The organism is Pseudomonas sp. TMW 2.1634, from assembly GCF_001703595.1.
GTDB lineage: Bacteria > Pseudomonadota > Gammaproteobacteria > Pseudomonadales > Pseudomonadaceae > Aquipseudomonas > Aquipseudomonas fragi.
This window is the reverse complement of sequence record NZ_CP016849.1, coordinates 1,738,267-1,757,520: the sequence shown is the minus strand read 5'-3', so window position 1 is coordinate 1,757,520 and position 19,254 is coordinate 1,738,267. Positions and strand designations below refer to the sequence as shown.

Sequence of the window (19,254 nt, the reverse complement as noted above, 5' to 3'; positions counted from 1 at the left end):
ATGAAATTGCGTGACTACATCGACAGCCTGGATTCAGAAGCTCTGCTGGCTTACGCCGGCCGTTGCAACATCGCGGTGAATTACCTGCGCTTGCATGTGAAGTACGCGAGTAAAGATCCAAGCGTTTCGCTGATCAGGTCGCTGACCCGAGAAAGCGAAGGCTGTGTATCGCTTGCTGAGGTTCTTGAGCACTTTGGTGTGACGGAAAGCAAAGCGGCATAGAAAGAAAAAAGGCGACCCATAAGGCCGCCCAGTTCCTCCCGGCACACACCACCACAGTGTCGCCGGGTCGCGGTAAAGGTAGGCGGGCACACCACATGCTAAACCACCTCCCTTTAACCGCGCTTTCCAAAGCTCGGAAGCCTTGGGGTTTGCTGCCATTTCCACCACAGATTTGGCAGCGGTTGCGCCAGAGGTGAGCGACGGATCGTTCGCCTCGGCACGGTGCCGGTTTCGATCTTAAGAATCTAGACCGGCTTTTTGGGCCTCTTCAAGCCACGCGGCAAATGTACCACCACTGCACGCCGCGCGGCACTGGCAACATTCAAGGATTAATGCCATGAGCCGTATTGCTCTGAGTTGCACCCAGCGAGCGCGACGCGAAATTCTGCCGCTCGATTTGGCGCTTTATCATGCTGCCCGCGATTACCCGGGCGGCGCTGCTGCCATTGCCGCCACCACCGGCCGCAACCCCACCACGTTGCAGCACAAGCTTTCCCCGACCCACCCAAGCCACGCGGTGAATGTTCAGGAGTTCGCCGAGATTCTGGAACTGACCAAAGACCGCCGCATTCTGGATGCGGTGCACGCGTTGGTGGGCGACACGATTTGGCAGGAGCTGGCCGAGGCTTATACCGACGATATGCCCGAGACGCTGACCACCGGCCTTGCCGTGTATTTCCGTCAGGTCGCGGATCTTGCAGATACCTGGGCCAAGAGCATTGGCGACGGCGTGGTGACTGACCGCGAACTGGCCGAGATTCGCTTGCAGGTGTTTCGCGGTATTCAGGGGTTGCTGGGGATGTTCAACCGCGCTTGCTACGTCAACTCGACCACGCGGGGTGCTGACCGTGGCTGACATCGCTGATTTTGCCAACGATCTGGTGCAGGAACGTATCGATCAAGCACTGGCAGCGCGTAAGGCGTTGCCGGTGTTTGAGTCTTTTGAGTTCTGCGTGGATTGCGATTCGACTATCCCTATGGCCCGTCGATTGGCCGTCACCAGTTGCACCCGATGTGCAGCCTGCCAACAACTGAATGAACAAGTAGGTACTCGTTATGCTCGATGACGTTCTCGGTCAATTCGCTGATCACGGCCTTGAGCCTGCGCAACCGCTGATTTACGGCAAGCTAACCCGCTGCAAGACCACGCAGGATAAGGGCAAGGAGAAAAACGGCTGGTACGTGATCCATGAGCACCGCACCGAGAAAAACGAAATACTGATTTTCGGCAGCTTCGGTGATTGGCGCTCGGGCGACAGCAATAAGATCAAGGTCAAGGCCGGGCGCATGAGTCAGGAAGAGCGCGACGTGATGCGTGCTCGTCAGGAAGAGGCCAAGCGTCGGGCTGCAGAGGTTGCCGCCAATGCGGCGCGTCGGGCTGCTAATCGTGCCTCGGGCTTGTTTAAGCGCATGCCGGAAAAGGGCCGTAGCGCCTATCTGGAACGCAAGCAGATCGTCGGTATCCGTGTGCGTTATGCCCCGCGTACCGGGGCACTGCTTATTCCCATGACCACTGCACGCGACCAGATCGTTGGGCTGCAAGTGATCTACCCGGAAAAGCAGGAAGACACCGGCCGCGACAAATCCTATTGGCCGCATGGCATGTCCAAAGAAGGCGCCTATCACCTGATCGGCCCGCACCCTGAACCGGGCGAGCCCGTGTTGGTGTGTGAAGGTTATGCCACCGGCGCGAGCCTGAATATGGCCACCTCGTTAACGGTGGCCATTGCTTTTGATGCAGGCAACCTCAGCGCTGTGGCCAAGGCCATGCGCGAGCGTTTTCCCGGCCGTGCGTTGATCATCTGCCGTGACGATGACTGGAAGACCAAGCGCTCCAACGGCGAGCCTTGGAACCCCGGTGAGGAGAAGGGCAGTAACGCAGCGTTGATCGTCGGTGGCCAAGTGGTCGGGCCGATCTTTTCAGGCGAGCGCGAGATCAAGTGGACTGACTTCAACGACCTGCACTGTGCCGAAGGGCTGGACGCTGTGCGCCGTCAGGTGTTGGCGGTGGTCAAACCGCCGGCAGCGGGTGGCTGGAAAGACCAACTGGCCCGCACTGAAAACGGCTCACTGATCGCGCACATGCAAAACGTCGAGCTGATTCTGGGTAACGATGAGCGCTGGTCGGGTGTGATCGCGTTCAGCGCGTTCAGCTCCAAGATCGTCAAGTTGCGCACGCCGCCGTATGGCGGTGGCACCGGCGATTGGGGCGATATTGATGACATCCGCGTGATGAAGTGGCTGGCACAGCAATACAATCTGCGGGTCAAAGCCTCCAGCGTGATCGAGGCCGTCAGTGTGGTGGCTCACGACCATGCGTTTCACCCGGTGCGCAACTACCTCAACCAACTGGAATGGGACCGCGTGCCGCGCCTCGATACGTGGCTGAACAAAGTCATGGGTGTAGCCCAAAGCGGTTACAGCGCCAAGGTCGGCAAGCGCTGGATGATCTCGGCGGTTGCACGGGTGATGCGTCCCGGCTGCAAGGCTGACTCGGTGATGATCCTTGAAGGCGGGCAGGGCGAAGGCAAGTCGACGGCCATGAGTATCCTCGGCGGTGACTGGTTTATGGACACGCCCTTTGCTCTGGGCGACAAGGACGGTTTTCAGGCGATCCGGGGCAAGTGGATCATCGAGCTGGGCGAGCTGGACAGCTTCAACAAAGCCGAAAGCACCAAGGCCAAACAGTTCTTCTCCGCGTCAACCGACACCTACCGCGAGAGCTACGGCCGCAGAACAAATGACGTGCCACGCCAGTGTGTGTTCGTGGGTACGACCAACCAGGACGAATACCTCAAGGACGCCACGGGCAACAGGCGTTATTGGCCGGTGGCCTGCACCAAGGTCGATCTGGATCTGCTGCGCGACATGCGCGATCAACTCTGGGCTGAGGCGATGTTTTGCTACAAGGCTGACGAGATCTGGTGGGTCAATCGCGATGAAACCGCCATGTTCTCCGAAGCCCAGGACGAGCGCTTTGTGGTGGATGAGTGGGAAGGCCCGATTCTGAATTGGCTGGAAGAGTCTCAGATTGGCGAGACCACCAGTGGCAGCGAAGTGTTGGCCAGCGCGTTGAAGCTCGACTTTGGCCATTGGGGCAAGCCTGAGCAAATGCGCGTCGGCGCGATCATGCATCGGCTTGGATGGCGGCGTGTACGCCTGGCAGCGTTGGCCAAAAGTGGACAGCGGCCTTGGGCGTACAAGAAGCCGGACAACTGGGGCGGTCACTCAGCCTTGCAGGTGCAAAAGATCGAGGAGCCTTGCTTTGATTAAGCGCATCGACACTTTGCTCAAGCTCTGGGCGGAAGACCTGCACAGCGAGTCACCCGAAGGCACAGGCAGCGGCAACATGATTGCCATGCTGATGGAAACCAAAGGCGAGCTGATACGCGGCACGCGCGGCAGTCGGGTGCTGCTCGATGAGTCGGCTGACATTGAGCTGATCGTCAACAAGCACCTGCCCCCGCAGTTGTCTGTGTTGGTCCATGAGCACTACTGCAACCACGACAGTTTCTTGTCTCAGAAGATGATGCATTGCGGATGCAGTGCGCCGACCTATTACCGTCGCCTTCACGAGGCACACCAGTGCATCGCTAACCTGTTGCTCGGGAGGCTGGCTGCGTGATCGTTTCCTTGCCCCGTGCCTGTCTTACCTTGTTGGCCCGCCGTGTCCCGCTGCTTTCTATGGCAGTGGGTCAGGCGCAGGCCACGTCTTTGCTTGTCTGTCCCACCGTCCCGCTTGAAAGTGCCTCCCGCCCATGTGAGCGCAGCGGGCACCTATACGCGCGCTTCACGCGCACGCGTGTTTTTATAAATCTCTCTTTATACGAGGAAAAGGTAAAAGAAGTAGGACAGTGGGGCACAGCCTTTGATTTGGGTGTTCTCCCTTGTCCCACCTTTAACCTGAACAGTGGGGCAGGGCAGACAGCCCCCAAAAGCGTTAGCCGGGATGATGTATTCGCCGACATTCACCGGGTGTTTCACCGCCTGACCCACTTATTCACCGATGGCATTAAAAGCGGCTTGCTGCCATGAGAATCCACCTGTAAAAAGTAGCCATCTTCGATAGGTGCGACCGCAGAGAGCGGCAGGCACCCACCACTAAACCCGGCCATTGCGCCGGGTTTTTGCGTTTATGGGGCAGGCGATGACAACAGAGCAACAAGCGTTAGCTGATATGCCGATCTGGTTACTGATCGTCCTCTCCATGATCGGCGGGGTGTCCGGCGAGATGTGGCGGGCGGACAAGGACGGGGCGCGAGGCTGGTCACTGGTGCGGCGGTTGGTGTTGCGCTCCGGTGCCTGTGTGGTGTGCGGCTTGTCGACGATGATGCTGCTGCACGTCAACGGCGTTTCGCTCTGGGCGTCCTCGGCGCTGGGCTGCCTCACGGCAATGGCCGGGGCGGATGTCGCCATCGGCCTTTACGAACGCTGGGTCGCTAAACGGCTGGGCGTCTGTGAAATCCCACCCCGTTCTGACTCCTCAGAGTAATTCCCTTCTCTCAAAACATGCCGGGGACCCTGGGGGATTTCCGGGGGTACGGGGCAGGAAACCCGCGGGAAAGTGTTAGCGGACAGTTCACCAGCTTAGTGAACTGGGGTGAACAGGTGAACTCCCCGTATTCATTAGGTGAACAGGACATTCCATCATGACTGTAATCAGCAAAACGGAGTTTGCGGCACGGCGAGGCTGGGCTAAATCGTATGTTTCCAAGTTGGCCAATCAAGATCGATTGGTGCTGACTGAGGATGGCAAGGTGGAGCTGGAAGCCACCGAAGCCCTGCTGGCCGAGTCTGCCGACCCAAGCAAAGCCGCCGTCGCCGACCGGCACGACCGGCTTCGCCTTCAGCGGGAAGCTCAAATCGCCGCAGAAGAACCTGCGGTGCCGCAAGTCGGCCAGCCGGTGGATTTCCAAAGGTCTCGGGCTCTGCGCGAGCACTACATGGCGTTGCAGGAGCAAGCCAACTTTCACAAACAGCAGGGCACTTTGGTCGAGCGCATCGCAGTAGAAACCGGCGCTTACAACGCGGGCCGCTTGTTGCGGGATCAACTGCTGGGCATGCCTCCGCAACTGGCACCGGAACTTGCCGTCATGACCGACCCCTGGCAAATCGAAAAGCACCTGACGGCCGCTATCCGTCGCTCGCTTGAGGATGCAGAACGCTTGTCCTCAGCGGATCTTGAACACGCCCTGACCCCGAGCTAAGCCCATGCCCACGGAAATCCCTAACGGTGCAGAGGTGTACCGGGAGGCGTATTTCCGTGGGCTGCACCCTGACCCGGATGTCTGGGTAGATGAGTGGGCCGACGAATACATGCGCATCCCGCGTGACACCGGCGCCGCTGAGCCAGGCCAGTACCGCACATCCCGCACGCCATATGCGCGCGAACCTATGCGTTGTCTGTCGCCGGCTCACCCTTGCAAACGCGTGATCACCATGGTCGCGTCGCAGCTGATGAAAACGCAGATCGCCTTGAACTGGATCGGCGGTTTGATACACATGGCGCCGTCCAACATCCTGACGCTACTACCGAGTCTTGGCCTGGCCAAGCGGGTGTCGTCACGGATCGGCAAAACCATCAAAGCCACGCCGGTGCTGCGTGAACGGGTGGCGTCCAGTCGTTCGCGGGATTCACGCAACACCATGGACACCAAGGAGTTCGAGGGCGGTTCGCTGTACGTCACCACCGCCGGCTCTGCGGCCAACCTGTCGGAGCTGTCGGCGCGCTACGTCTACGGCGACGAGATTGACCGATGGGAAGTGGACATCGGCGAGGAGGGCGACCCCATCGAGCTGGCGGAAACCCGGGGCAGTACCTTCGGCCGTAATGCCAAGTTCTACTTCTCTAGTTCGCCGACCATCAAGGGCGCCTCGCGGATCTCCGATCTGTTCGAGGGCAGCGACCAGCGTTATTACTACGTGCCATGTCCGACCTGTGGGCACAAGCAGACCTTGGAGTGGGAGCTCCTGCATTACTCGAAGGACTTCAGCGTTGTGCATTACCAGTGCGCCGGTCCTGAGTGTGACGTGCTGATCGAGGAGTATCACAAGGGCGAAATGCTCGCTAAAGGCGAATGGCGCGCCCATGCCGAGGGCGACGGCGAGACAGTTGGCTTCCACCTCAATGCATTGTATTCGCCGCTTGGTTGGATGGACTGGAAGTCGCTAGCCAAGCAATTCGAGAAGGCGAAAAAAGCCCAGGCCAAAGGCGATCTTGAGCCCATGCAGGTGTTCTACAACACCCGTTTGGCAAAGGTTTGGGACAGCGCACAAGAGCAAACCAAAGCGGACGTGCTTAGACAGCGGGCGCGGTTGGAAGACTTCACCCTTGGCTCGCTGTCGGCGGCGGTGCTTATGATCACCGGTTCCGTAGACGTTCAGGCCAACCGTCTGGAGTTCATGGCCATGGGCTGGGGCGTCGGCATGGAGCGCTGGGTCGTGGACTACCAAGTAGTCTCGGGCGATCCCGCAGATGAACGCACCTGGGCGGCGTTGGACGAATTGCTCAAGGCTAAATATCGCCATCCCTGCGGTGTCGGTCTTGGCATTCTCGCGGTAGCCGTCGACTCCGGTGGCCACCACACCGATGAGGTCTACCAGTTCTGCCGCGTTCGCCGCTGGCGGAATGTGTTCGCCATCAAGGGTGCGAGCAAACCCGGTAAGCCGGTGATTGCTCAGCGCCCGTCGATGGTCGATGTGACCTGGAAGGGTCAAACCGAGCGCAACGGCGCCGAGCTGTGGTTCGTCGGTACCGACACGGCCAAGGACTGGATCTATAACCGTTATTCGTTCCCTTCCGGGCCAGGTGCGTTGCACTTCGCTAATGACTTGCCGGACGACTTCTTTGATCAGTGCGTCGCGGAGCGCAAGGTTGCGCGCTACATACGGGGCCACAAACGCATCGAGTGGGTCAAGGGCAAGGCCGAACGCAACGAAGCGCTCGACCTAATGGTGTATTGCCTGGCTATGGCGCATTACCTGGGCCTCAACCGTTACAAGGAACACGATTGGGAGCGCGTGCGTCAGTCCCTGGCGCAGTCTGGTCTGTTCGACGACGCATTGGGCATCAAGCCTGTTCAAGGCGAACGTGTCACCGGACCAGCAACACCAGTTTCTGCTCCGCAATCGACTCCACAACCTACTGCTCCGATCGTGCAATCGCGGCCGGCAGCACTGCCACCTCAACGCCGCAGCTCCACCAGCGGTTATCTGAAGAGACGCTGATATGTCCTTTACCCAAAAGCACCTCGACGCGGTTGAGGCGGCCATCGCACGTGGTGAAAAAGTCGTGCGCTACACCGACCGCACCGTGGAGTACCGCACCGTCGACGAGCTGCTCAAGGCTCGCGAGGAAATCCGCTCGTCGCTTATCAATGCTGCCGGGCCGCGCTCGCGCGTGGTCAGGCTGTACCACGGAGGCAAAGGACTCTAATGGCCCGTCACTTTCCGACGCTCACCCGTAACGGATTCGTGTTGCCGTCGAACATCAAGGCCAGTTACGAAGGTGCCGGGGAGGGCCGACGATCCACTGGCTGGGATGCTCCCGACAACGGGGTCAACAGCATCAACACCCCGGCATTGCGTAACTTGCGTTCGCGCTCCCGGGCAGCGGTTCGCAATGACCCGTATGCCTTCAACGTGATTGATAAGCGCGTCAGCAACTTGATCGGCACCGGCATCACGCCGCGTCCAAAAACTGACGACGAAGCCCTGCGCAAACTACTACAGGAACTCTGGGACGACTGGGTCGATGAGTCGGACGCCGATGAGCGCACCGATTTCTACGGACAGCAGGCGTTGGCCGCTCGCACGGTGGAAACCTCGGGTGAATGCTTTGTGCGATTGCGGCCACGCAGTTTGGACGAAGGCCTCGCGGTTCCGCTGCAGTTGCAGATCCTGGCACCGGAGTTCGTGCCGCATGACAAGTTCGAAACCACCAAAACCGGCAACATCATCCGCGCCGGGATCGAGTTCACACCTGGTGGCAAGCGGGTAGCGTACTGGATGTACCTGTCGCATCCGCGCGATGCGTCGTCGCTGAACGCCGGTTACAACCAGTTAGTGCGAGTGCCGGCGTCACAGGTGCTGCATATCTTTGAGCCGATCGAGCCGGGTCAACTGCGCGGCGTGCCGCGATTGTCGCCGGTGCTCAAGCGTCTGCGCAGTCTCGACAACTACGACGACGCAGTGTTGTTCCGTCAGGAGGTGGCCAACCTGTTTGCCGGTTTCATCAGTCGGCCAGCACCGGACTCTGGACTAGTGCCCAGGGATCCACTCACCGGACAGTTGCTGAGCACTGACCGTGATGGCTTCACACCGATGGTGGCGCTGGAGCCGGGCACCATGCAGGAGCTGGGACCAGGTGAAGAGGTCGAGTTCTCCAAGCCGCCGGACGCGGGCAACAACTATCCGGACTTTATGCGGCAGCAGCTGATGGCTGCGGCTGCTGGTACGGGAACGCCTTACGAGATCCTCACCGGCGACATGCGCGAGGTTAACGACCGAGCATTGCGGGTTGTGCTGAACGAGTTTCGGCGTCGGCTTGAGCAGCTGCAATTCGGTGTCTACGTGCACCAACTCTGCCGCCCAGTGCGGGCCGCCTGGATGGACATGGCCGTGTTGTCAGGTGTCCTGGTGCTGAAGGACTACGCGCAGCGGCGCCGTGAATACCTGCGTACCCGTTGGGTGCCACAAGGTTGGGCCTACATCCAGCCGGTGCAGGACGTCCAGGCCCGTCGCATGGAAGTGCAAGCCGGTTTCGCTTCGCGTAGCGAGATGGTCCTGCGCACCGGTTACGACGCGGAAACGGTCGACGCGGAAAACGCGGCTGATCTGCAACGAGCCACGGCACTTGGCCTTAATTACAACACTCTCGACGCTGTCGTCACCAACGATGACAAGGAGCAACCATGAGCAAGAAAGCGCGACCGCGCGTTTACAACCGTGCGGGCCAGCGGGTGCAGGTTCAGGACAAGACCTGGTACGCGTTGCAGGCCAGCGGCGAGGCCGCTGACCGAGTGATCGAAGTCTTTGTCTATGGCGAGATCGGTACCTGGGGCATTACTGCCAATCAGTTCGTGCAGGATCTGCGTGCGATGGATGATGGAGTCTCACCGGTCATTGCGGCATTCAACAGCATCGGCGGCGACTTGTTCGACGGGCTGGCGATGCACAACGCGCTTTCGCGTCTGGGCGAGCGTTGCACCGGACGGATTGACGCATTGGCGGCCAGTGCGGCCAGCGTGGCGGTGTGCGGTGCACACCATGTAGTAATTGCGTCGAACGCCATGCTGATGATTCACAATCCTTACACCTATGCCGGAGGGGATGCTGAGGACTTCCGTCGAGTCGCTGATGTCCTGGATCAGACCCTGGAGGCGATCATCGCGGCCTACAAGGCCAAGGCGCCGAACATCGATGATGCCGAGCTACGTCGAATGGTCAACGCCGAAACCTGGCTGACGGCCAATGAAGCTGTGGCCCTGGGGCTGGCCGATGAAGTCGGCGACGGCATCAAGGTCAAAGCATGCCTCGGCCAAGGCGCGGTGTTGCAGCGTTACCAGCACGCACCGGCTGAGTTGCTGGCCCAGCTCGACGAGCCACCCGAAGCGGATCCGGATCTGGAGCTGGATCCGGTCGCTCCGCCGTTGGTGCCGGTGGTGGTCGACTCGGCGAAGTTGGCACTGATGATCACCCAGCGTTGCACGGCGGCGGGCATCAGCAACTTGGTCGAGCCGCTGCTTAGCTCGACCAAGCTCGAAAGTGAAGAGATCGTCATGGCTGGTCTGGCCCGAGCCAAGGCGGTGAATGACCTATGCGTGGCGGCCCGTTTGCCGGAGTTCAGCGCTGAGTACGTTTCAGCGGGGCTGGATGCGGCGGCGGTCCGGGCACGTCTGTTCGACAAGATTGTCACCAGCGGCAAGGGCTTTGAAATCGACAACAGCCTGCCGCTGGACAACGACACGGCACCCAAGGTGCTGGCCAAACAACCTGATCCCACCTCGATTTGGGCTTCGCGACAAGCGGCTCAATCTGGAACTGCGCACGGCGCGAAAGGAGCAAGACAATGACCATTAAAAAAGAGCCGATCCATACGGGTGAATTTCTCCTATCCGAAGGCGCCGGGAACATCTCGCGGGAAACGATCAATGTTGCCGCTGGCCCTGCGCTGAATCCCGGCCAAGTCCTCGGTCTGGTCACGGCCACCGGTGAGTTTGCGCCGTATGACCCGGCCGCCGAAGACGGTACTCAGGCTGCCGTGGCGATCCTCTACGGGCAGTTGGGAGAGTCGGACATCGTGCGCCGTGGTCGCGCCGTGGTGCGCTTGGCTGAAGTCAGCGAAGTGCATCTGACCGGGCTGGACCCAGAGGCCGAAAAGGATCTGGCCACCCATTTCCTGATCGTTCGTTAAGACCCTCAGTCACGTTTCCCCAGCCCGCCTTGAGCGGGCTTTTCAATTTCTGGAGAGTACCCATGGCCGAGATTGCCATTTTTGACGACGAAGCGTTCACCGTCACTGCGCTGACTGCTGCACTCAACGATCAACCTTACCTGCCGGGCCGCATCAGCGCTTTGGGCCTGTTCCGCGAGGAAGGCATCACCACCCTGACCGTACAGATCGAAAAGGACGGCGACACCCTGGCACTGGTGCCAGCCGGTGAGCGGGGTGGCTCTGGTCTGGTAGTCGCGGCCAGCAAGCGCAACCTGATCCCGTTCAACACCGTCCACCTGCCGGAGCGCTTCACCATCAAGGCCGACGAGATCCAGGGCATTCGTGCTTTCGGTACTCGCACCGAGCTGCAGGCGGTACAGGATGTGGTCAATGCCCGCCTGGCCAAAGCGCGCCGTCAGTTGGACGCGACCCATGAGTTCCAGCGCATGGGCGCACTCAACGGCCTGATCCTCGATGCTGATGGTTCGACGGTGCTCTTGGATCTTTACGACCGCTTCGGTGTGCAACGTCAGAAGCTGCCCATGGGCTTGGCGGACCCAGGCACTGAGTTGCGGGTTAAATGCGGTGAAGCACTGGATATGCAAGAAGACGCGCTCGGCAGTGTGACCAGCACCGGCTCTCGCGCCTTCTGCGGCAAGAACTTCTGGAACAAGCTGATCGTTCACAAGTCGGTCAAGGAAACCTACCTCAACAGCCAGCAGGCGGCGGCTCTGCGGGGTGACGCCCGGGAGAGCTTCGAGTTCGGTGGCATTATCTGGGAGCGCTACCGTGGCAAGGTGGCGGGTGTCTCGTTCGTCCACGACGACAAGGCGTTGCTGGTCCCTGAGGGTGTGCCTGATCTGTACATCTCGGTGTTCGCGCCGGCGGACTACATGGAGACGGTCAACACTCAGGGAATCCCTTACTACAGCATGATCGAGCCGCTGCCGTTCAACAAAGGCATGGCCGGTGAAGCCCAGTCCAACCCGCTGCACCTGTGCACCCGACCGCGCGCTCAGATCCTGCTGGAGCTCTGACCATGGGCTTTCGCGATCTGATCGCCGAGGTCGACGCGGTGGTGTTCGAAACACTGGGCGACACCGCGCGGATTGAGGGTCGCGAGGACCCGGTGTTCGGTATGTTTGCCGCGCCCTGGTTGCAGCCGAAGCTCGGCAAGCTCAACACCGGCTTGCGTGAGCCGCGGTTCGAGATCCGCGTCAGCGATTCGCAGGGCCTGGTGCAGGGCCTGTTGGTCAGCATCGATTTGCCCGCCTTGGATGGCGGCGGCGATTACGACCTGCTGCAGCTGGAGCCGAGCGGTGACGGCCTGGTCGCCCTGATCCTGAGGATGCGCCCATGAGTGTCGGTAGCTATTTCAAACCCTCGGCCGGCGGCGGGATGATTTCCATCCAGTCCTCGGCCGCAGACCTTCAAGCGTTCCAGGACTTTGCCAAGTTGGTGCCCAAGGCAGCGGCCACCGCACACCGTCGAGCGATCAACAAGACACTGGGTTGGTTGCGTACGCACATCGCTCGTGCCGTCAGTCGGCAGGAGCGGATTGCCGTCGCGGCGGTGCGTCAACGGTTGCGCAGTTACCCGGTGTCCGGCGGGGCTGCGAGTGGCAAGCTCTGGTTCGGTTTGAATGCCATCGAGTCCAGCCGGATCGGCCGCGCACGGCAGACCGGCAGCGGCGTATCGGTGGCGGGGCGGCGTTACCAGGGCGCATTCCTGAAGAAGGTCTACGGCAACAAGCCCGACATCTGGATTCGTACCGCGAGCAAGCACTTCAATGCGGACGACTATCCCGATAGCACGGTGTCACCCGGTCGCGGGCCGAGTTCGGGGTGGGTCGCGGAAAACGGCAGCCGCTTTCCGCTGGCCAAAGCCAAAGTGTCTCTGGAACAAGCCCGTCCCCACTTTGAAAGCTGGGTACAAAAGGCCGATGAACGCTTGTTGGAGATCCTGAAACAGGAACTCAACTTTGAGCTGCAGAAGTACCTCAAGAGGATCGCTTAATGGCTGATGAACGTTTTAGCTTGGACCAGCTTTACCTGGCGGTCGAGCAGCACCTGGCGACCCATCTGCCGGGGGTTCAGACCGTGAGTGCCTGGCCGAACATCCAAGACCGCATCGCATTGCCGGCGGTGTTTCTGGAGCTGGCCGAGATCGAGCCGGGTACCGACATTGGCACGGGAGAAACAACGTTGGTGTGCAAGTTCGAGGCGCGCATCATCGTCGACCCGATCAAGCCGCATCATCAACGGCAGGCCGTGCAATTGGCGACCCAGCTCGCCGTGTTGCTGCGCGCACAGACGTGGGGGTTGCCGGTCGAACCCGCCGAGTTCGTACAAGCGCAGCAGGACTGGACCCAGCCGGCGCTTGATGGCTACACCGTCTGGTTGGTGGAGTGGACTCAGCAGGTGTACCTCGGCGTAGAGGAGTGGCCTTGGCCTGATCAGCCGCCGGGCATGCTGCTGTTTGGGTTTAACAACGATGTCAAAGAGGACTTTGTCCCGGCGGAGGACATGTGAGCGGCTACGCAAGCGCCCAGCATGACCGCATGCTCGCCGGGGTGGTGAAGGCTTGTTATGTGGTGGCGCTCGATCTGAGCGCCTCTCCGCCGGTGTGTCGCGTCTCGGACGGTGGTGATTGGGTCAGTGCCTGGGTGCGCTGGCACAGCATTGCCGCCGGCAAGGCCAGGCACTGGCGGGCGCCGTCCATGGGCGAACAGGGCACGTTGATCAGTGCCAGCGGGGACGTGGCACAAGGCACGTTCATCCCGGGCTTATATGGCAATGCCGGCCCACCACCGGATAACCGCGACCATGTGGAAGTCTGGCGCTTTGATGATGGCGGCTCGCTGATCTACGACTGGCAGGCCAAGAGCTACAGCATCAACCTGCCCAGCGGCACGGTGACGATCAAGGTTGCCAGCACGGAGGCGGTCATCACGGACAGCGCGGTCAATGTCACCACCGGCAACATCAACCTGAAAGCGGCAGTCACCATCGACGGTGCGTTACACGTCACGAAGGGCATAACCAGTGCCGGCGCAATCATTGATGCCGGCGGCAACAGCAACCATCACACGCATTAATTTCAACTCACGACAGCCCGCCCAGTGCGGGCTTTTTCATGCCTGGAGAAAACATGGCCAAGTTCGAAAATTCTGCCGCCGAGGTGCCTGCCGTCGCTGAACCAGTGCCGGATCGGCAACTGACTTTCAGCGACCAGGTGTACACCTCGCGCACCCTGATCATTCCCCGCAGCGACCGAACGTTGTCGGTGGCTAAGGGTGTTGTGCAGGTTCTGGCCTCCGATACCCAAGCCGTCAGCTTTCTGAGGGCTAACGCAGAGTTCCAACCTCTGAAGGAGTGATTTAGATGATCGGAATGGACCGCCATACAGGCCTGCTCATTTCCGGCATTGAGCATCTGCGGCAGTCCATGGCGGACATCTTGGGCACGCCCCTGGGGAGTCGCCGCTATCGGCCGGAGTACGGCAGCACGATCCGGCGCTTTGTTGATCTGCCGGTTAACGAAGGGTGGAAAAGCGCAGTACAGGCCGAGGTGGCCAGGGCGTTGGGTCGCTGGGAGCCGCGCTTGCGCCTGGAGCGCGTGCGCGTGCTGTCCGTTATGAATGGCTCGATCAATCTGCAAATTAGCGGCGAATACCTCGGCGAAGGTGTGTTGCTGGAGGTGAGTGCATGAGTGTCGTCAACCTGTCGGCGCTGCCGGCGCCGGATGTGCTGGAAACTCTGGATTTTGAAGATATCTATCAGGAGGTGCTGGCCGACTTTCGGTTGCAGATGGGCGATAACTGGACGGCCCTGCTGGAGTCCGACCCGGTCGTAAAGCTGCTGGAAGTCGCGGCCTATCAGAAACTGATGAGTCGGGCGCGCATCAACGACGCGGCAAAGTCCAGTTTATTGGCTTATGCCCGGGGCACGGATCTGGACAACCGCGCGGCTGATTACGGTGTCGAGCGATTAACGATCACCGAAGCTGACCCTGACGCGATTCCGCCGATCCCGAAGGTGATGGAAAAGGACGACGCGCTGTTGTACCGCACGCAGCTTTCGCTGGAAGGCCTGTCGGTGGCGGGCAGTCGCGGGGCGTATGAGTTTCACGGCCTGAGCGCGTCGGCCAACGTGGCCAACATCTCGGTGGACTCCCCGACGTTCAAGGCGGCAGAGATTAGCCAGGCGCTGCGCGATCAGTTGCCCCCCGGGGCGATTGTACTGGTGTGCGATTACGCGGCCGGTCTGACCAATCCGCTGCCGGGTGACGTGTCGTTGGCGGTGCTGCCGACCCTTGAAAGCACCGTCGCGCCGGCGGCCCTGGTGGCCACGGTGCAAGCGGCGCTATCGGCCGAGGATGTGCGCCCGATCACGGACCGGCCTCGTAGCCAGCTGGGGCAGCCGACCAACTTCAGCATAAACGCCGTTCTGGAATTGCTAGACGGCCCGTCCTCGGTGGTAGTGCTGGCGGCGGCCAATGCGGGCTTGGCGGTGGCGGTGGCGGCGGCCAGGCAGTTGGAGGGGGAAATGTCGCTGTCGGCGATCTACGCGGCCTTGCACGTCTCCGGCGTGCGCCGGGTGGTGCTGACGCAGCCCACGGCGGATGTGATTTGTGACAAGCGGCATTACCCGAACTGCACCGCGATCAGCGTCACCGGCGTGGTGGTCCCATGAGCCGGCTGTTACCGCTGAACAGCACGCCGCTGGAGCGGGCGCTGGCCACGGCCTGTGACTTGGGGATCGATCCGGAAATTATCCGGGGCCTTGCCGACTCGGCGCGGTGCCCGGTGGACTTCTTGCCCTGGTTGGCCTGGGCGATGTCGGTCGAAGGCTGGGAGGCCGCCGAAACCGAAGAGCAACAGCGCGCCCTGATTCGCGAGTCGATTCCGGTTCACAAGCGCAAGGGCACGGTCGGTGCGGTGCGCCGCGTGCTGAAGGCGGTCGGGGTTCGGGCTGAGTTCAAGGAGTGGACGCAAATCCCGGGCGCGGTGCCGTACACCTTTCAGTTGATCGCGTGGGCCAACGACAACCGGGGCGGCGAGGGGTCGATTCTGTCCCCGCAACTGTTCGAACGTTTGCGCGCCCTGGTCGATGCCACGAAGAACGAACGCAGCCACTACACGCTCAAGGTCGGCGCGCGGTTTGACGGGGGTTTGCGGTTGGCCAATGCCAGTCAGACCCGGCAACTGGACCGCCGGACGCTGGAAGTCCAAGGCGTGCCGATGGACTGCGCCGAGTCAGCCCTGGGGCTGGCCAACGCGTCCAGCGTCCGCTGTGTGATTCATCAAAGCGCCGATCTGTTAGGCGTTCCCATCCATGCAGAGCAGGGCTTTGCGGTCGCTAATGCGCACCGCACCCGTATCGTTGTTCGCGCCACTATGGAGGCCGTCCTCGTATGAGTACCCCGTTACAACCCCTGATCACCAAGGCCGGGTTGGCCGCCATCTGGCGCGCCGACAACACCGGTGTGGCGGCCGAAATCACCCATATCGTGGTGGGCACCACGGGCTATACCCCGGTCAACACGCAGACCGCTTTGCGCGCCCAAGTGGCGAAATACGCCATTTCCGATGGTCAACGCCTGAGTGACACGCTGATTCACGTCACGGCGGTGGCCGACGACACCAAGGCCTATTGGGCGCGTGAGATTGGCTTTCTGCTGTCGGACGGCACGCTGTTGGCGGTCTGGTCGCACCCTACCGAGGCCCTGACCTACAAGTCGGCCAACGCTGAGTTGCTGCTGGCCTATGACTTGTCGCTGACGGCGCTGCCGGCCAATAGCGTCACCATCACCTCGACTGGCGCTGGCTTGAACCTGACGCTTTCGGCCGAACTGGCCGCGCTGGCGACGGCGCAAATCGCCAGTCAACTGCGTGGCATCAAGTATCAAGACACGCTGGACGATCAGGCCAAGCTGCACCAGATCGAAGGCCAGCAAATTGCCAACCTGATGGATCGGATGAAAGCCGCTGAGCTTCGGCAAGGCACCGATCATGATGAGTTGTTAACCGCCATCGCAGCCAATGCGACCGCCATGGTCGGGCTGCAAACCCTTTTTTCTAAAACCACCCTCGGAGTCTGAGCCGATATGAGTCTCGAATCGCAAATTGCTGACCTGGTGTCGGCCGCTAATGGCCTGATCACTGTATTCAGCGCCAAAAAAAGCAGCATCGACGCGGCCGTCGCGGCGGCGATTGCCGCCGTTCCAGCAAACAAAAAGATCTTTTATGTTCACCAGCTTAATGGACTCGATACGAACGATGGATCGATTACAGCGCCGCTGAAAACCATCGATAAAGCGCTGGCGAATACGCCTTATGGGGGGATCTGCGCAATCCTGCTTCAGGCGGACTACCTCATGTCTGCCAACGTCGCGAACCTTGAAGGTCGCTTCTTGGAATTGCGCTCTGATGATCCTGCCAATCGCCGCTTTTTGCGTCCGATTTACTATGACGTAAGCGGTGTTACGCAGCTGACCGCCTTCCCTGCATCGGGTGGCAATGCGCTGCACTTTCGTGACTTGAAAATCGAACTGCCATCGGCGACTGGCCTGACAGTGACGGTTATCAACAACTGTTTGTTGCGGGCGGGCAGCACCACCAGTTCGGCATTGTTCCCGGTCAAAATGACCGATACGACCGTTACCGACGTGGCCGGCGCAACGGCCTGCATTGTCTCTGCTGGTGCGTCAGCGATTGTTCTGGAATGTATCGGGGTGACGTTCCCGGCGTCGTTCGGTGGTCGCTATATTTCCGGCGTCGCTTCCGGTGCTGCACCCAACACGCTGGCCAATGTCATGTCCAACCTCAGCGCCCTGTAAGGAGAAACGCAGCCATGAACACGCAAAACCTGAACGTCATTTTCGCGGGTACCAGTTACACCGGTTTCGCCTTCTCTGCGCTGCCTTTGGGCGCCGCTTTGCTCGCCGCTGCGCAGCAGGTTGATAAGGAGGCGGATGCGGCTCGTCGCGCGGTCGTGCCCGATACATTGCGCGCTTTTGAGCATGATCTCGCCGCCGCCGAGGCGAATGCCTTCGCGGCATCTGGTTATGTTGGCGACATGCCGCCATTCGTGAAAGCCTGGGCCGACGCGGCCGAGCTGGAGCCGCAAGCGGCGGCTGACAGCATCATTGCCGAGGCCTCTGCCTGGAATGGTGCGCTGCTGGCGATCCGTGCGGCCCGACTCAAGGGCAAGCAACGGGTGCTCAAGGCCACCAGTCACGACGCCGCCGAGGCGCTGGCTGACACCGCGATCGCGGACATCCGCGACAGCATCGCCGGGGTCGGCAACGCTGCCTAACCCCTGATTCAACCGCCTTGAGCGCCCCGCATTGTCGGGGCGTTTTTGTTTGTGCAAACAACCGCGCCGGACGCGGTTGTTTGCTTTTTGGAGATTGGCCTTATGAGTTTTTTTCACGGCGTCACAACCACCGATATTAAGACCGGGGCGCGCACCATTTCCTTGCCGTCGTCTTCCATTGTCGGCCTGTGCGACACCTTCAGCCCGGGCATCCTCGGCGGCGGTACGGCGCTGGCCGGCGAGCTGAAGTTGATCACCACCGAGCGCGAAGCCATTGCCGCCTTCGGTCCCGATTCGGCGATCACCAAGGCCTGTCAGGCGATCTACAGCAAGGCCAAGGCAGTGATCGTCGCCATCGGTGTGCCGAAGCTGGAAGACGCGGCGCTGCAAACCTCGGCGATCATTGGCGGGGTTCTGGCTTCCGGTAAGCGCACCGGCCTACAGGCCTTGCTCGATGGCAAAAGCCTGTTTAACGCCCAGCCGCGGCTGTTGATCGCGCCGGGGCATACGGCCACTCAGGCGGTGGCCACGGCGCTCGATGGCTTGGCGCAGAAGCTGCGCGCGATCGGCATTATCGATGGGCCTGGCACCACGGATGAGGCCGCCATGGCCTACGCCGACAACTTCGGCAGTCGCAACCTGTTCATGGTTGACCCGGGCGTGCAGTACTGGGACACCGGCCTGAGCCAGACGGTCGATGCCCCGGGCTCGGCCTGGGCGGCGGGCTTGTTTGCCTGGACCGATGCCGAGTACGGCTTCTGGGCGTCGCCGTCGAACAAGGAGTTCGTGGGCATCACCGGCACGACCCGGTCCGTCGAGTACTTGGACGGCGACGAGACGTGCCGGGCGAACCTGCTGAACAACGCCAATATCTCGACGATCGTCCGCGACGACGGCTATCGCCTGTGGGGCAACCGCACGCTGTCGAGCGATCCGAAATGGGCGTTCGTCACCCGCGTTCGCACGCTGTTCATCCTCATGGATGCCGTGCAGGCCGGCCACAAATGGGCCGTTGATCGCTCGATCACCAAGACCTACGTCAAGGACGTGACCGACGGCCTGGAAGCGTTCATGCGCGACCTGAAAGCTCAGGGCGCAATCATCAACTTCGAGGTGTACCCGGACACCGAGTTGAACACGGCCAGCCAAATCGCCCAGGGCAAAGTCTATTGGCGCATTCGCTTCACCGACGTGCCGCCGGCTGAAAACCCGAATTTCCTTTTCGAAGTCACCGATCAGTGGATGACCGAAATTCTTGAAGCAGCCTAAGGGGCCTAGT

25 protein-coding genes are annotated in these 19,254 nt (G+C 60.8%); all 25 read left to right on the top strand.

Annotated features, from left to right (window positions below; all coding sequences use genetic code 11):
• The 25 genes from BFC21_RS08290 (at position 1) to BFC21_RS08170 (ending at position 19,244) form a co-directional block, all read left to right on the top strand.
• The gene (locus BFC21_RS08290) at positions 1 to 222 is read left to right on the top strand and encodes a hypothetical protein (RefSeq protein ID WP_094992978.1); all 222 of its coding nucleotides are present in this window, start codon (positions 1 to 3) and stop codon (positions 220 to 222) included.
• A 337-nt stretch (positions 223 to 559) separates the two neighbouring features.
• Positions 560 to 1,078, top strand: a complete 519-nt coding sequence (locus BFC21_RS08285; RefSeq protein WP_162939299.1) for a phage regulatory CII family protein — start codon at positions 560 to 562, stop codon at positions 1,076 to 1,078.
• A complete protein-coding gene (locus tag BFC21_RS08280) occupies positions 1,071 to 1,289 on the top strand; it encodes a TraR/DksA family transcriptional regulator (RefSeq protein ID WP_120266704.1) in 219 nt (72 codons plus the stop codon). Before BFC21_RS08285 ends, BFC21_RS08280 begins: the two co-directional genes overlap by 8 nt.
• Positions 1,279 to 3,495, top strand: a complete 2,217-nt coding sequence (locus BFC21_RS08275; RefSeq protein WP_120265962.1) for a VapE domain-containing protein — start codon at positions 1,279 to 1,281, stop codon at positions 3,493 to 3,495. Before BFC21_RS08280 ends, BFC21_RS08275 begins: the two co-directional genes overlap by 11 nt.
• Positions 3,488 to 3,847 (top strand): hypothetical protein, encoded by a 360-nt coding sequence (locus BFC21_RS08270; protein WP_120265961.1) that lies wholly within the window; start codon positions 3,488 to 3,490, stop codon positions 3,845 to 3,847. Before BFC21_RS08275 ends, BFC21_RS08270 begins: the two co-directional genes overlap by 8 nt.
• A gap of 522 nt (positions 3,848 to 4,369) precedes the next feature.
• Complete coding sequence (locus BFC21_RS08265) at positions 4,370 to 4,714, top strand: phage holin family protein (RefSeq protein WP_094992973.1); 345 nt, start codon at positions 4,370 to 4,372, stop codon at positions 4,712 to 4,714.
• Positions 4,715 to 4,871: 157 nt separating this feature from the next.
• On the top strand, positions 4,872 to 5,429 hold the full coding sequence (locus BFC21_RS08260) for a terminase small subunit (protein WP_120265960.1): 558 nt from the start codon (positions 4,872 to 4,874) through the stop codon (positions 5,427 to 5,429).
• A gap of 4 nt (positions 5,430 to 5,433) precedes the next feature.
• Positions 5,434 to 7,449: a phage terminase large subunit family protein gene (locus tag BFC21_RS08255; RefSeq protein WP_120265959.1), complete on the top strand. Its 2,016-nt coding sequence runs from the start codon at positions 5,434 to 5,436 to the stop codon at positions 7,447 to 7,449.
• A 1-nt stretch (position 7,450) separates the two neighbouring features.
• Entirely contained in the window at positions 7,451 to 7,657 is a 207-nt protein-coding gene (locus tag BFC21_RS08250) for a phage head-tail joining protein (RefSeq protein WP_120265958.1), read from the top strand.
• The gene (locus BFC21_RS08245) at positions 7,657 to 9,138 is read left to right on the top strand and encodes a phage portal protein (RefSeq protein ID WP_120265957.1); all 1,482 of its coding nucleotides are present in this window, start codon (positions 7,657 to 7,659) and stop codon (positions 9,136 to 9,138) included. The genes BFC21_RS08250 and BFC21_RS08245 overlap by 1 nt, the downstream gene beginning before the upstream one ends.
• Positions 9,135 to 10,295, top strand: a complete 1,161-nt coding sequence (locus tag BFC21_RS08240) for a head maturation protease, ClpP-related (protein WP_120265956.1) — start codon at positions 9,135 to 9,137, stop codon at positions 10,293 to 10,295. The genes BFC21_RS08245 and BFC21_RS08240 overlap by 4 nt, the downstream gene beginning before the upstream one ends.
• A complete protein-coding gene (locus BFC21_RS08235; RefSeq protein WP_120265955.1) occupies positions 10,292 to 10,636 on the top strand; it encodes a head decoration protein in 345 nt (114 codons plus the stop codon). Before BFC21_RS08240 ends, BFC21_RS08235 begins: the two co-directional genes overlap by 4 nt.
• Positions 10,637 to 10,698: 62 nt before the next feature.
• A complete protein-coding gene (locus tag BFC21_RS08230) occupies positions 10,699 to 11,694 on the top strand; it encodes a major capsid protein (RefSeq protein WP_120265954.1) in 996 nt (331 codons plus the stop codon).
• A gap of 2 nt (positions 11,695 to 11,696) precedes the next feature.
• Positions 11,697 to 12,017: a hypothetical protein gene (locus tag BFC21_RS08225; protein WP_120265953.1), complete on the top strand. Its 321-nt coding sequence runs from the start codon at positions 11,697 to 11,699 to the stop codon at positions 12,015 to 12,017.
• Positions 12,014 to 12,673, top strand: a complete 660-nt coding sequence (locus BFC21_RS08220) for a hypothetical protein (RefSeq protein WP_120265952.1) — start codon at positions 12,014 to 12,016, stop codon at positions 12,671 to 12,673. The genes BFC21_RS08225 and BFC21_RS08220 overlap by 4 nt, the downstream gene beginning before the upstream one ends.
• On the top strand, positions 12,673 to 13,188 hold the full coding sequence (locus BFC21_RS08215) for a hypothetical protein (RefSeq protein ID WP_120265951.1): 516 nt from the start codon (positions 12,673 to 12,675) through the stop codon (positions 13,186 to 13,188). The genes BFC21_RS08220 and BFC21_RS08215 overlap by 1 nt, the downstream gene beginning before the upstream one ends.
• Positions 13,189 to 13,217: 29 nt before the next feature.
• Positions 13,218 to 13,754, top strand: coding sequence for a phage baseplate assembly protein V (locus BFC21_RS08210; RefSeq protein WP_120266703.1), 537 nt, complete (start codon positions 13,218 to 13,220; stop codon positions 13,752 to 13,754).
• 53 nt (positions 13,755 to 13,807) lie between these two features.
• Positions 13,808 to 14,035 (top strand): hypothetical protein, encoded by a 228-nt coding sequence (locus BFC21_RS08205; protein ID WP_256557606.1) that lies wholly within the window; start codon positions 13,808 to 13,810, stop codon positions 14,033 to 14,035.
• 5 nt (positions 14,036 to 14,040) lie between these two features.
• The gene (locus BFC21_RS08200; RefSeq protein ID WP_120265466.1) at positions 14,041 to 14,367 is read left to right on the top strand and encodes a GPW/gp25 family protein; all 327 of its coding nucleotides are present in this window, start codon (positions 14,041 to 14,043) and stop codon (positions 14,365 to 14,367) included.
• Entirely contained in the window at positions 14,364 to 15,350 is a 987-nt protein-coding gene (locus BFC21_RS08195; protein WP_120265950.1) for a baseplate J/gp47 family protein, read from the top strand. Before BFC21_RS08200 ends, BFC21_RS08195 begins: the two co-directional genes overlap by 4 nt.
• Positions 15,347 to 16,075: a phage tail protein I gene (locus tag BFC21_RS08190; RefSeq protein WP_120265467.1), complete on the top strand. Its 729-nt coding sequence runs from the start codon at positions 15,347 to 15,349 to the stop codon at positions 16,073 to 16,075. Before BFC21_RS08195 ends, BFC21_RS08190 begins: the two co-directional genes overlap by 4 nt.
• Positions 16,072 to 16,758, top strand: a complete 687-nt coding sequence (locus BFC21_RS08185) for a phage tail protein (RefSeq protein ID WP_120265468.1) — start codon at positions 16,072 to 16,074, stop codon at positions 16,756 to 16,758. The genes BFC21_RS08190 and BFC21_RS08185 overlap by 4 nt, the downstream gene beginning before the upstream one ends.
• A 6-nt stretch (positions 16,759 to 16,764) precedes the next feature.
• On the top strand, positions 16,765 to 17,496 hold the full coding sequence (locus BFC21_RS08180; RefSeq protein WP_120265949.1) for a hypothetical protein: 732 nt from the start codon (positions 16,765 to 16,767) through the stop codon (positions 17,494 to 17,496).
• 14 nt (positions 17,497 to 17,510) lie between these two features.
• On the top strand, positions 17,511 to 17,975 hold the full coding sequence (locus BFC21_RS08175; protein ID WP_120265470.1) for a hypothetical protein: 465 nt from the start codon (positions 17,511 to 17,513) through the stop codon (positions 17,973 to 17,975).
• Between the two features lie 102 nt (positions 17,976 to 18,077).
• On the top strand, positions 18,078 to 19,244 hold the full coding sequence (locus BFC21_RS08170) for a phage tail sheath family protein (RefSeq protein ID WP_120265471.1): 1,167 nt from the start codon (positions 18,078 to 18,080) through the stop codon (positions 19,242 to 19,244).
• The last annotated feature ends 10 nt before the right edge of the window (positions 19,245 to 19,254 follow it).